An 11,663-nucleotide genomic window follows, 5' to 3' on the forward strand; every position below is an offset into this window, starting at 1 on the left:
GGTACAACCTGGGGTTTTGTGCCCCCGTACGAGGGTGGATCACCCTCGTACGGGGGCACACCGTGTGGTGAGGCACCGATGCGAGAGAATGGCGGCATGGAGATGCCGAGGAATGAACGGTCGCAGGAGAGCCCCCACGTCCTCGTTGTGGGACAGGACGGGATGGCACTCGGCGGCGGTGACGGTGACGACGAGTCGCGCGAGGTCCCGGTGACAGAGATGGTCGAACAGCCTGCGAAGGTCATGCGCATCGGAAGCATGATCAAGCAGCTGCTGGAGGAAGTCAGGGCAGCACCTCTGGACGAGGCGAGCCGGGTCCGGCTCAAGGAGATCCACGCCAGCTCGGTGAAGGAGCTGGAGGACGGCCTGGCCCCGGAGCTTGTTGAGGAACTCGAGCGCCTCAGCCTCCCCTTCACCGACGAGGCGATCCCATCCGAGGCCGAACTGCGTATTGCGCAGGCCCAGTTGGTGGGCTGGCTGGAGGGTCTCTTCCACGGAATCCAGACGGCGCTGTTCGCGCAGCAGATGGCGGCCCGCGCCCAACTCGAGCAGATGCGCCGCGCCCTCCCGCCCGGCGCCTCCCACGAGGCCGACGAAGAGGGCCCCCACGGCGCAATCCGCTCGGGGCCGTACTTGTAGGGTCGCCCAGCCTGACGGGGTCCGAGACTGCTGTTGCATGGCGCTCAGGGGTGTGGGGGGTGCTTCGGTACCCCCCACACCCAAGGGCGAGTTGGGTCAGCCCGCCGTAGGCGCCACCAACAACACCTTGCCGACATTCGCGCCCGACTCCAGCACCCGATGCGCCTCCGCCGCGTCCGGCAGCGAAACCGTGCGGTCCACCACCGGATGGACCAGGCCCCCCTCGATCAGCGGCCACACATGCTCCCGTACAGCCGCCATGATCGACGCCTTCTCACCGAGCGGGCGGCCCCGCAGCGACGTCGCCGCGATGGCGGCCCGCTTGCCGAGCAGCATCGCCAGGTTCAGCTCGCCCTTGACGCCGCCCTGCAGGCCGATCACGGCAAGGCGGCCGTTGACCGCCAGCGCCTTCACATTCCGGTCCAGATACTTCGCGCCGACGATGTCGAGGATGACGTCCGCGCCCGCCCCGTCCGTCGCCTTCCGCAGCTCCTCCACGAAGTCCTGCTCGCGGTAGTCGATCAGGATGTCCGCGCCCAGCTCCGCACAGCGCGCCAGCTTCTCGGGCCCGCCCGCGGTGACCACCACCCGCGCGCCCACGGCCTTCGCAAGCTGGATCGCCATCGTGCCGATACCGCTCGCACCACCATGGACCAGCAGCGTCTCACCCGGCCGCAGGTGCGCGATCATGAACACGTTCGACCACACCGTGGCCGTTACTTCGGGCAGCGCCGCGGCCGTGACAAGATCCAGCCCCTCCGGCACCGGCAGCAGCTGCCCCGCCGGCACGGCGACCTTCTCCGCGTAACCGCCGCCTGCCAGCAACGCACACACCTCGTCGCCCACGGCCCACCCCGAGACACCCGGCCCGAGCGCCGAGATCCGGCCCGAGCACTCGAGGCCGGGGTACGGGGACGAGCCGGGCGGCGGGTCGTAGAAGCCCTGCCGCTGCAGCAGATCGGCACGGTTGACGGCGCTCGCGACGACCTCGACGAGGACTTCTCCCTCGCCGGGTACGGGATCGGGCACTTCGGCCCACACAAGCGCCTCGGGACCGCCAGGTTCGGGAATCGTGATCGCATGCATGGCCGCGAGGCTACTCCGGAGTGGGCCTACTCAGGCGGGTTGAGGGGCTGGACGTTCGACGCACGCACGATCGTGATCAGGCGATCCGTCAACTGCAGCGGACTCGCCGCCGGGTCGTCGTAGCCGATCAGCCGGTGCCCGCGCAGCACGCTCACCACCAGATCGCCGGTCTCCCGCACACTGCGGCCCACCTCGGCCTTTATCACCGGCCGTTCGATGAGGTCGAGGCCGCTGCCCTGCTTGATCAGGTCCTCCATCACCGTGCCCGCGCTGGGGCTGAGCACGGACAGGCCCAGCAGCCGGCCGGCCGCGCTCGCGCTGGTGATCACCGCATCCGCGCCGGACTGGCGCAGCAACGGCGCGTTCTCCTCCTCGCGGACCGCGGCGACGATCTTCGCGCCCCGGTTGAGCTGGCGCGCAGTCAGCGCGACCAGAACCGCAGTGTCGTCGCGCTGTGTCGCGATGACGATCTGGCGGGCCTTCTGAACCTCGGCGCGGATCAGCACATCGCTGCGGGTCGCATCGCCGATCACCCCCACAAGGCCCTCGGCATGGGCGGCCTCGATCACCTTGGCGCTGGGGTCGACGACGATGATCTGGGCCTTCTTCAGGCCTGTCGCGGTCAGCGTCTGAATCACGGACCGCCCCTTGGTGCCGAAGCCGACGATGACCGTGTGCTCACGCAAGCGAAGCCTCCAGCGGTGTTCCGAAAGTAACCCAAGAGCATGACCGATGATCTCGTGAAGCGGGCACATGGCTGGGTCCGGCGGCCCTCACGAGACTTTAGTGAGCTCCCAAGTCTCTCCACGACGCCCGCACGTTAGCGCGCCGCGGAGAGGTGGGCCCGCGACTACCCAACAGTGATCCACCGAGGCGATTCCCTGCACTGCAGAGACTGTATGGTTCACCGGCTTATGAGTAGCCTGAGGCCGTGATCGTCTATCCCCTGTGGCATGTCGGCCACCAGAACGAGGCTGGTGACAGTGGCACAACAGTGCACACAGACGACGGGGGTGTTTATATCGACGAGCAAGACGGCGACGACGTCAAGTTCCTGGGTATCTACTCCAGTCAGGACAAGGCGGAGGAGAGCAAGCGCCGCGCTCGGCTGCTTCCCGGATTCAAGGATGAGCCGGAGTGCTTCGTGATCGTCCCTTATGGCGTGGACGAGGACACGTGGACGGAAGGCTTCGTGCGCGTACCCCATGGCGAGTAGCAGCCGTACCCGTTACGTGCCCGATCCGACGGGAAGCGACGGGGACTCACGGAGAACAACGGCTACGACATAGCTCAGACCCAGGTCAGCGAATGACAAGGTCAGGCGCCACATCCGTGTCACTCGTCCTCCAAACTGGGGCTGGCCATCCACGCGACCACCGCCAGGGGTAGCCTTCCCGTCCGTTCGAAGGTCCCTGGAGGCTTCCCTGTGCACACCACCGTTTTCCTGCCGCGGAGCGCGCTGGGCCTTGGTGGCGGTCTGGTGGGCATCTGGGAGCTGACCCGCCAGGGTTCGGGACCGGGCTGGAGCAAGCCGCGGGTCTTCTTTGCGGTGGCGGCTTTGATGCTCGCCGGGCTGCTCGCCGTCTAGAGATGGCCGGTCGACGTGCCCCCCTGCCCGTTCGATCGGGACAACTCGGATGAAAAATCACACCTCGCAGTGAGGGTAGGGCGATGAGACTCTGCTCCTAAAGCCATGGCGAGCCGAGATCAAGCCTCCCGGATACACACCATTCCCCGGTCCTGTACGCAAGCATGGTCGGCATGCTGAATGAACGGATCACTGCACGCGAGGGCCGGTCATGAAAGACGAGACGCAGTCGGCCGGGACAGCAAGGCCCTCGGTTTTCCGGTCTCTCTGGTCCGGCACGCGGACTGCCGGCCAGGTCGACGCCGACGCTGCCCGCACCGTCGTCATGCCGGTCGTGGGCGTGGTGCCTCCACTTCAGCAAGTCCTACGACGCGTCACCATGGCCCTGGGCGTACTGCTGGCGACAGTGGCTATCGTCTACCTCGATCGCGACGGCTACCACGACAATGCCAACAACTCGGTCGATCTTCTCGACGCCTTTTACTACGCGACGGTCACCCTCTCCACCACCGGATACGGCGACATCGTTCCGCACAGCGACAGCGCACGCCTGACCAACATCCTTCTGATCACCCCGTTGCGTGTGCTCTTCCTGATCATCTTGGTGGGCACCACACTCGAAGTGCTCACCGAACGAACGCGGCAGCAGGCTCGTGTTCACCGTTGGAAGAGCCGCACCCGAGATCACGTGGTCGTCGTCGGCTACGGCACCAAGGGTCGTCACGCCATCGCGACGCTGCTAGGCCAGGGAACCCCCAAGGACAAGGTCGTTGTCATCGATCCACAAAGGAAGGCAGTGGATGCCGCCAGTAGTGACGGCTTCGTGGCTGTCCACGGGGACGCAACCCGCTCCGAAACACTGCTTCGTGCAGAGTTGCCGCGCGCCGCACGAGTGATCATCGCTCCCCAGCGGGACGACACAGCCACTTTGGTCACGCTCACCGCGAGACAGCTCAACAGGCGGGCCTCCATCGTCGCGGCTGTCCGGGAAGAGGAGAACGTACCGCTGATCAAGCAGAGTGGAGCCGATGCCGTAGTAACCAGCTCCAGTTCGGCCGGACGGCTGCTCGGGCTCTCCACCACCAAGCCTTATGTGGGCACGGTGTTGGACGAGTTGATGACTTATGGCAGCGGGCTTGATTTGTCTGAGCGGCCGGTGACGGACGAAGAAGTGGGCCGATCAGCCCGCGAGTGCACGGACCTGGTCGTCGCTGTCGTGCGCAGGCGCGAGATTCTGGGCTACGACCACCCAGACGCCGCGACGCTCCGGCCCGGCGATCGGGTGATCACGGTGACGCGGGCGAAGTCACACGGCTGACCAGGCTCTACTTGTGGCGCATCCGGCGAACGGTTGACTCCAGCGGTTCAGCCGCCACTCCTCCCGGGTCCGCTCCGTGAGGACCTCGAGAGTGATACCGACCAGGATGATCAGAAAGAGCACACGCAGCGGCGTCATCCCCCGCTTGGCGACCTGGCGGAGCGGGCGCTCGACGATACGGCGGGGGAGTTTCACCCGGCTGGTACCAGGTGCTCGTCGGCATCGCGGGCAATGGCGTCACGACCGGGAAGTTTCACGTGAAACACCCATCCTGGGCGTTCGATGGCGCCCAGGGCAGATCGAGGACCTCCAGCTCGTCACCGGCACGCGCGCCGCCCGGCGGCACGACGGCAAGACCATCGGCGGCGGCGATACCGCGGAGCATGGCCGGTCCGTTGTAGTGCAGCGGGACCAGCTGGTCGGCGCGGTGGACGAAGGGCACAAGGCGGGTGTCGTACGGGTGCCCGTGCACCTCGTCACGTACGGGGGCGCGATACGGGGCAGGGGCTGGCCGGGCCGCGAGCGCACGCAACAGCGGCTCGGCGAGGGTGAGGAGCCCGGAGACGGCAGCGAGTGGATTGCCGGGCAGGCCCACCAGATATCTGTCCCGGGATCCGTCCGGCCGGTGCGGGTCGGCGGCGAGCCGGGCCAGCAGCATCGGATGGCCTGGGCGTACGGCGACTCCGTCGACCAGCAGCTCCGCACCCGCCTTCCGCAGCACCGGGTGGACATGGTCGACCGGACCCGCAGCCGTGCCACCGGTGGTCAGGAGGAGGTCGGCATCGGAGGTGGTGACGGCCTCATGGAGGGCTTCGGCGTCGTCACCGAGGTGGCGCGTGGCGATGACCTCGACACCGAGAGCGCGCAGCCAGGGACCGATCATCGGCCCCAGGGCATCGCGGATCAGGCCATCGTGGGGGAGTCCGGCGGTGAGGAGCTCATCGCCGAGGACAAGGACCTCGACGCGGGGCCGGGGGACCGTGAGCAGCTCGTCGTAGCCGGCGGCCGCGGCGAGGCCGAGTACCGCCGGGGTCACCAGGGATGCGGCAGGCAGCAGTTGGTCGCCGGAGCGACACTCCTGTCCACGCGGCCGGATGTCCTGACCGGGGGCCACCTCGCGCTCGGCGTACAGCTGGCCCTTGTCCGTGTCGGTACGGGAGTGCTCAGTGCGGATCACCGCGGTGGCCTCGGGCGGAATACGGGCACCGGTGGCGATCCGTACGGCCGCTCCGTCGGGGAGCGGCGGGGCGTCGGCGTGCCCGGCGAGGATCGAGTCGTCGCCCTGAACGGTCCATGGACCGGGCCCCGCGACGGCCCAGCCGTCCATTGCGGAGGTGTCGAAGGGGGGCAGATCGCAGAGCGCGGTGAGCGGCTCGGCGAGAACCCGGCCGAGGGCCTGATCGAGAGGCACGCGCTGGGTGCGCGGCGGAGCGGCCCGTCCGAGGCGGGCGGCGAGAGCGCGGGCGTCGGGCCAGGGTGCGGCACGGTGCCGGGCCGTGCCGGGGACGGGCGCCGACTTCTGCCGGGTCCGGCGGCCGACCAGCGCGAGGGCCTCCTCGACGCCGTCCGTATCGGGCTCGTCCACGGCTCTGTAAGCGGCGTCGGCCTCGTGGTCCTGACCGGTCATCCGGCGTCGGCCTCGTCGGTCTTGGGGGGCTTGTCGGGCTTCCCACCGGAGGCGGCCGGACCGGCCGCGGTGCCAGGGGTGGCCTGATCGGCCTCGTCGGCCCAGCGCGCAGCCAGCGCGGCGGCCTTGCGGGCGGCCTGGGCGACCGCCTCCGGGCCGCCGCCCGCCCTGGCGGCTGCGTAGCCCACCAGGAAGGTGGTGAGCGGTGCGGCGGGACGCGCGACGCCATGCGCGGCGTCCCGGGCGAGGTCGAGCAGGACGCCGGTGTCGACGTCGAGTTCGATGCCGAGTTCGTCCTTGACTGCGGTGATCCATTCGTCCAGCACGTTCCCATGCTCCCTGATACGGGCCCGGGCTGCGGAGATGTCCTCCCAGGTGTCGCAATCAAAGGAGGCGAGCGGCTCCGCGGCGATCCGGGCGAGGTCCAATTCCTGCGTCAGCAGACGCAATGGCAGCCCGGCCAGACTCCCGTGCTCGGTGGCGAGGAGCGCGAGTTCACGGCGCAGCGGTTCGGTGCGGTACGCCGCGACGAGGGGCTGGTCACGGCCGCCGGGATCGGTGAGCAGGGCCGCCTCCCGCCCGCTCGTGTCGAGGGCCTCGATCAGCTGCCGCACCGTCCGCTCCCCCAGGAACGGCAGATCGGCGGAGAGCACCAGGACGGCCGGTGCCCCGATCTGCCGCACGCCGGCGTCCAGTGCGGCGAGCGGCCCACCGCCCGGAGGCTCCTCGCGCGCCCAGACCACGGGGCGCGCGGTGACCCGGCGTCCCCCGACGACAACGGTGCGCCCCGCGTCGCGGCACACCCCGAGCACACGGTCGAGCAGGGCCCGCCCGCCCACGCTCACGGCAGGCTTGTCGGCCCCGCCCAGCCGCTTCGCGGCACCTCCGGCGAGCACGATGGCGTCATACGCGGTCATCCCTGAAGTATGGGCCGCGATCGCTTGGGCGGGGAGCCCCGTTTGGATCTCTCTTGGTATGTGGACGGGGTGGACCGTCCGGTGGATCTACAGGCTGCGCAGCAGCACCGCCGGATGCTCCACGCAGTCGGCCACATACCGAAGGAAACCGCCTGCCGTGCCGCCGTCGCAGACCCGGTGGTCGAAGGTCAGCGAGAGCTGGACGACCTGGCGGACAGCCAGCTCGCCCTGGTGCACCCATGGCTTCGGCACGATCCGGCCGACGCCGAGCATGGCCGCCTCCGGGTGATTGATGATCGGCGTGGAGCCGTCGACGCCGAAGACCCCGTAGTTGTTCAGCGTGAACGTCCCGCCGGTCAGATCCGCCGGAGTCAGCGTCCCGTCCCTGGCAGCATCCGTCAGACGCCCGAACTCCGCGGTCAGCGACTCGGCCGAGCGGCTGTGCGCATCCCGTACGACGGGGACGACCAAGCCTCGCTCGGTTTGCGCCGCGAACCCGAGGTGCACCTCGGGCAGGCGCACAATCTCCCTGGCCTCCATGTCCACTGTGGAGTTGAGCTCCGGGTGGCGGGCGAGCGCGGCGGTACAGATCCGGGCGAGCAGCGCCAGAAGCGAGATCTTCGGACCGCCCGCGGCGTTCATCGAGGCTCGCGCGGCCATCAGCTCGGTCGCGTCAGCGTCGACCCAGCAGGTGGCGTCCGGTATCTCGCGCCGGCTGCGGGACAGCTTGTCGGCCACGACCCCGCGGATGCCACGCAGCGGTACACGCTCACCGCGCGTTCCGGAGGCTGCCGCGGTGGCGGCCACGGCGGGCTCCGGCGCGGCAGTGGTCTCAGCGGCCCGCATGGCGTGCTCGACATCGGCACGCAGGATCAGACCGTCCGGCCCCGACCCGGTCAACCGGCGCAGATCGAGACCGTGTTCACGGGCGAGCCTGCGGACGAGCGGCGAGATGACGGGCACGGGCCCGCCCTGCGTCACGCCCTCAACGGGCACCGGAGCCTCGACGGGCGCCTCAACGGGCACCGGAGCCTCGACGGGCGCCTCAACAGGCGCCTGAGCCGAGGCGGCCGCCGGAGCTGTGACAGGCGCGGCGGCAGTCGGCGCGGCAGGCCGGATACGGCGCCTGCGCGCAGCCGGCGCCCCCGTCCCATAGCCGACCAGCACATTGCCGGACGATTCGCCGGCGGATCCCGAGGAGTCGGACGAGCCCGAAGCTCCCGCGGAACCATCCGATTCCATCGCACCGACCGCGACTGTCAGCAGGGGCGCCCCGACCGGCAGTTCCGTGCCCTCCTCGCCGAAGCGCGCGGTCACCACACCCCCGTACGGGCACGGCACCTCCACCATCGCCTTGGCCGTCTCGACCTCGACGACCGGCTGGTCGATCGCAACGACATCGCCCACGGCCACCAGCCAGCGGACGATCTCCGCCTCGGTCAGCCCCTCCCCGAGGTCCGGGAGCTTGAATTCGAGCACCTGGGCCATCAGCTCCCCGCCTCCCACTGCAGCCGCGCCACCGCGTCCAGCACTCGGTCCACTCCCGGCAGATGATGCCGTTCGAGCATCGGCGGCGGATACGGAATGTCGAACCCTGCGACCCGCAGCACCGGCGCCTCCAGATGGTGGAAGCAGCGCTCCGTCACCCGCGCGGCGATCTCCCCTCCGGGACCGCCGAAGCCGGTGGACTCGTGGACGACGACCGCCCGGCCCGTGCGCCGCACGGACGCGCAGACAGTCTCGTCGTCGAAGGGCACCAGCGAGCGCAGATCGACCACTTCCAGGTCCCAGCCCTCGGCCGCGGCGGCCTCCGCCGCCTCCATGCAGACCGGCACGGACGGCCCGTACGTGATGAGCGTGGCGCTGCGCCCGGGACGCCGGACGACGGCCCGGCCTATCGGTTCGACCACGGACGGCGCTTCCGGCGACCACTGCGCCTTCGACCAGTACAGCCGCTTCGGCTCCAGGAAGACCACCGGGTCGTCGGAGGCGATCGCGGCCCGCAGCAGCCCGTACGCGTCGTCGACCGTGGACGGCGTGACGACATGGAGCCCCGGAGTCGCCATGTAGTACGCCTCGGACGAGTCGCTGTGGTGCTCGACGCCGCCGATTCCGCCGCCGTACGGCACGCGCACGGTGATCGGCAGCGGCATCCCGCCCCGGGTGCGGTTCCGCATCCGCGCCACATGGCTGATCAGCTGCTCGAACGCCGGATAGGCGAAGGCGTCGAACTGCATCTCGACGACCGGCCGCAGCCCGTACATCGCCATGCCGACAGCGGTGCCGAGGATGCCCGCCTCCGCGAGCGGGGTGTCGGTACAGCGGTCCTCGCCGAACTCTTTGGCGAGCCCGTCCGTGACCCGGAAGACCCCGCCGAGCGTGCCGACGTCCTCCCCCAGCACATGAACGGCCGGGTCCTCGGCCATCGCGTCGCGCATCGCGCGCTGCAAGGCCTGAGCCATGGAAGCGGGCTTCACCGCGGCCGTGGTCATCGCGCCTCTCCCTCCGCGTCCAGCTCGGCCCGCAGCTGTGCCGACTGCTCCCGCAGCTGGCTCGTCTGCTCGGCGTAGACATGCTCGAAAAGGTCCATCGGGTCGAGTACCGGGTCTGCGTTCATCCGCTCGCGCAGATCCGCGGCCATCGTCTCGGCCGCCTCGGCAGCCGCCCGTATGCCGTCCTCGTCGAGCAGCCCTCGCTCCGTCAACTCCCGCTCCAGCAGCCGGATCGGATCGTGTGCACGCCAGGTCTCGACCTCGCTCTCGCCCCGGTAGCGGGTCGCGTCGTCGGCGTTCGTATGGGCGTCGATGCGGTACGTCACGGCCTCGATCAGCGTCGGACCGCCACCGCGCCTGGCCCGCGCCACGGCCTCGCCGAGCACCTCGTGCACCGCGGCCGCGTCGTTGCCGTCGACGAGCCGGCCGGGCATTCCGTACCCCACGGCCTTGTGGGCCAGCGAAGGGGCCGCGGTCTGCTTGGCCAGCGGGACCGAGATGGCGAAGCCGTTGTTCTGGACGAGGAAGACGACGGGGGCCCGCCATACGGCGGCGAAGTTCAGCGCCTCGTGGAAGTCGCCCTCGCTGGTGCCGCCGTCGCCGACCATGGCGAGCGCGACGACGTCGTCGCCCTTGAGCCGGGCGGCGTGCGCCAGGCCCACGGCGTGCGGCAGCTGCGTGGCGAGGGGCGTGCACAGGGGCGCTATGCGGTGCTCACGCGGGTCGTATCCGGTGTGCCAGTCGCCGCGCAGCAGCGTCAGCGCCTGTACGGGGTCGAGGCCGCGCGCCACGGCCGCGAGGGTGTCGCGGTAGCTGGGGAAGAGCCAGTCCCGCTCCTCCAGCGCCAGCGCAGCCGCCACCTCGCACGCCTCCTGCCCGGTGCTCGACGGGTAGACGGCCAGCCGGCCCTGCTTGGTCAGGGCGGTCGCCTGGACGTTGTACCTGCGGCCGCGCACCAGCTGCGCGTACAGCCGCAGCAGCAGCTCGGGGTCGGCACCGGCTGCGGCATCCGTGCCGAGCACGCGGTACGGCTCCGGGTCCGGGAGCAGTGGTGCGGGGTCGGTCCGGGGCTTCCACGCCGGGGGCGGGGTGGGCCGGTAGGCGTCAGCGGCACCGGGCAGCTCTTGGACCGTCATGCTGCTCTTTCTCAACGCGAGCACCTCCTCGTGGGAGCGACGACGAAAGCAATGACGAAAGCAATGACGAAGTGGCGCGAGTGTGTCGCGCCTCACCTACCGATTGTTCGGTCGAGGACGCATTTTGGCTACAGGCGCCTTCAGCCTGTGGACAAACGGTTCTCCACAGCCTGAGATGGAGACAGGTCGTCCATGCCAGGGAGGCGGGGGGATATGGCAGCTGAACAAATGGCCGAGGGCGGTGACCGCGCGGAGCAGGCCCCTCCAGCGCGACCCCTCGACGCCATCGACCGAGACATCCTGCGCATCCTGCAATCGGACGGTCGCGCCTCGATCCGCTCCGTGGCTGAACGGGTCCATGTCTCCCGCGCGAATGCCTACGCCCGTATCAACAGGCTCATCGACGACGGTGTGATCCGCGGCTTCAGCGCGCGCGTCAACCATGAGCGGGCAGGTCAGGGTGCCTCCGCCTACATCACGCTCAAGATCGTGCAGAACTCCTGGCGCACGGTGCGCGAGCAGCTGCAGGCGCTGCCCGGCGCCACCCATATCGCGCTGGTCAGCGGAGACTTCGACGTACTCCTGTTGGTGCACACCCCGGACAACCGCACGCTGCGCGAGCTCGTCCTGACAAGGCTCCAGTCCATCCCGGAAGTGCTGTCCACGCGCACGCTGCTGGTCTTCGAGGAGACGGATCTCGATCCGGGCCCGGGGCAGATCGCGGAGCCGCCCCCGGACGCCGAGCCGCTCCTGTAGGCCCGGCTGGGGATCGGTCGGTTCAGTGGGCCCGGTCGGCTCAATGAGCCGTGGCTCCAGTCGGCCCAGGCGGCCCCGCCGGCCGCGCGCCGGCTCAGTCGGCT

Annotated in this window: 11 protein-coding genes and 2 pseudogenes; 5 read left to right on the plus strand and 8 right to left on the minus strand. The window is 69.7% G+C overall.

The features are described 5' to 3' along the window. Positions 1-96: 96 nt before the first annotated feature. A complete protein-coding gene (locus tag ACFYXH_RS14465) occupies positions 97-639 on the plus strand; it encodes a bacterial proteasome activator family protein (protein WP_327324866.1) in 543 nt (180 codons plus the stop codon). A 96-nt stretch (positions 640-735) separates the two neighbouring features. Here ACFYXH_RS14465 and ACFYXH_RS14470 read toward each other — a convergent pair whose 3' ends face one another. Then, positions 736-1,725, minus strand: coding sequence for an NAD(P)H-quinone oxidoreductase (locus tag ACFYXH_RS14470; protein ID WP_389562544.1), 990 nt, complete (start codon positions 1,723-1,725; stop codon positions 736-738). A 26-nt stretch (positions 1,726-1,751) separates the two neighbouring features. Further along, positions 1,752-2,426: pseudogene (locus ACFYXH_RS14475) on the minus strand (potassium channel family protein); the annotation flags it as partial. A gap of 230 nt (positions 2,427-2,656) precedes the next feature. Here ACFYXH_RS14475 and ACFYXH_RS14480 point away from each other — a divergent pair. The 3 genes from ACFYXH_RS14480 to ACFYXH_RS14490 all read left to right on the plus strand — a co-directional run bounded on the left by ACFYXH_RS14480 (position 2,657) and on the right by ACFYXH_RS14490 (position 4,631). Next, positions 2,657-2,941 carry a hypothetical protein gene (locus tag ACFYXH_RS14480; RefSeq protein WP_389562546.1) on the plus strand — a complete coding sequence of 95 codons (285 nt, stop codon included), beginning with the start codon at positions 2,657-2,659 and terminating at the stop codon, positions 2,939-2,941. Positions 2,942-3,151: 210 nt separating this feature from the next. Next, positions 3,152-3,313 (plus strand): hypothetical protein, encoded by a 162-nt coding sequence (locus ACFYXH_RS14485; protein WP_389562548.1) that lies wholly within the window; start codon positions 3,152-3,154, stop codon positions 3,311-3,313. A 325-nt stretch (positions 3,314-3,638) separates the two neighbouring features. Further along, a complete protein-coding gene (locus ACFYXH_RS14490) occupies positions 3,639-4,631 on the plus strand; it encodes a potassium channel family protein (protein WP_389562993.1) in 993 nt (330 codons plus the stop codon). Between the two features lie 39 nt (positions 4,632-4,670). Here ACFYXH_RS14490 and ACFYXH_RS14495 read toward each other — a convergent pair. The 6 genes and pseudogenes from ACFYXH_RS14495 to pdhA form a co-directional block, all read right to left on the minus strand. Further along, positions 4,671-4,888 (minus strand): annotated as a pseudogene (locus tag ACFYXH_RS14495) (hypothetical protein); the annotation flags it as partial. Next, the gene (locus ACFYXH_RS14500; RefSeq protein ID WP_389562549.1) at positions 4,885-6,258 is read right to left on the minus strand and encodes a molybdopterin molybdotransferase MoeA; all 1,374 of its coding nucleotides are present in this window, start codon (positions 6,256-6,258) and stop codon (positions 4,885-4,887) included. The pseudogene ACFYXH_RS14495 and the gene ACFYXH_RS14500, both read right to left, overlap by 4 nt. Continuing rightward, positions 6,255-7,175 carry an NTP transferase domain-containing protein gene (locus ACFYXH_RS14505; RefSeq protein WP_389562551.1) on the minus strand — a complete coding sequence of 307 codons (921 nt, stop codon included), beginning with the start codon at positions 7,173-7,175 and terminating at the stop codon, positions 6,255-6,257. The genes ACFYXH_RS14500 and ACFYXH_RS14505 overlap by 4 nt, the downstream gene beginning before the upstream one ends. Before the next feature lie 87 nt (positions 7,176-7,262). Continuing rightward, entirely contained in the window at positions 7,263-8,663 is a 1,401-nt protein-coding gene (locus ACFYXH_RS14510) for a dihydrolipoamide acetyltransferase family protein (RefSeq protein ID WP_389562553.1), read from the minus strand. After that, positions 8,663-9,667 carry an alpha-ketoacid dehydrogenase subunit beta gene (locus ACFYXH_RS14515; protein ID WP_389562554.1) on the minus strand — a complete coding sequence of 335 codons (1,005 nt, stop codon included), beginning with the start codon at positions 9,665-9,667 and terminating at the stop codon, positions 8,663-8,665. The genes ACFYXH_RS14510 and ACFYXH_RS14515 overlap by 1 nt, the downstream gene beginning before the upstream one ends. Then, positions 9,664-10,803, minus strand: a complete 1,140-nt coding sequence (gene pdhA, locus ACFYXH_RS14520; protein ID WP_327324857.1) for a pyruvate dehydrogenase (acetyl-transferring) E1 component subunit alpha — start codon at positions 10,801-10,803, stop codon at positions 9,664-9,666. Before pdhA ends, ACFYXH_RS14515 begins: the two co-directional genes overlap by 4 nt. Positions 10,804-11,031: 228 nt before the next feature. Between pdhA and ACFYXH_RS14525 the strand changes: the two genes are divergently transcribed. Next, the gene (locus ACFYXH_RS14525) at positions 11,032-11,559 is read left to right on the plus strand and encodes an Lrp/AsnC family transcriptional regulator (protein WP_389562996.1); all 528 of its coding nucleotides are present in this window, start codon (positions 11,032-11,034) and stop codon (positions 11,557-11,559) included. Positions 11,560-11,663 lie beyond the last annotated feature (104 nt).

It is taken from the genome of Streptomyces sp. NPDC002730 (assembly GCF_042888805.1).
Taxonomy (GTDB): domain Bacteria; phylum Actinomycetota; class Actinomycetes; order Streptomycetales; family Streptomycetaceae; genus Streptomyces.

Coding starts and splice junctions, on each gene's coding strand:
- ACFYXH_RS14500 (WP_389562549.1), bottom strand. CDS start 6,258: ATGACCGGTCAGGACCACGAGGCCGACGCCGCTTACAGAGCCGTGGAC.
- ACFYXH_RS14470 (WP_389562544.1), bottom strand. CDS start 1,725: ATGCATGCGATCACGATTCCCGAACCTGGCGGTCCCGAGGCGCTTGTG.
- pdhA (WP_327324857.1), bottom strand. CDS start 10,803: ATGACGGTCCAAGAGCTGCCCGGTGCCGCTGACGCCTACCGGCCCACC.
- ACFYXH_RS14515 (WP_389562554.1), bottom strand. CDS start 9,667: ATGACCACGGCCGCGGTGAAGCCCGCTTCCATGGCTCAGGCCTTGCAG.
- ACFYXH_RS14505 (WP_389562551.1), bottom strand. CDS start 7,175: ATGACCGCGTATGACGCCATCGTGCTCGCCGGAGGTGCCGCGAAGCGG.
- ACFYXH_RS14510 (WP_389562553.1), bottom strand. CDS start 8,663: ATGGCCCAGGTGCTCGAATTCAAGCTCCCGGACCTCGGGGAGGGGCTG.
- ACFYXH_RS14465 (WP_327324866.1), top strand. CDS start 97: ATGGAGATGCCGAGGAATGAACGGTCGCAGGAGAGCCCCCACGTCCTC.
- ACFYXH_RS14490 (WP_389562993.1), top strand. CDS start 3,639: ATGCCGGTCGTGGGCGTGGTGCCTCCACTTCAGCAAGTCCTACGACGC.
- ACFYXH_RS14525 (WP_389562996.1), top strand. CDS start 11,032: ATGGCCGAGGGCGGTGACCGCGCGGAGCAGGCCCCTCCAGCGCGACCC.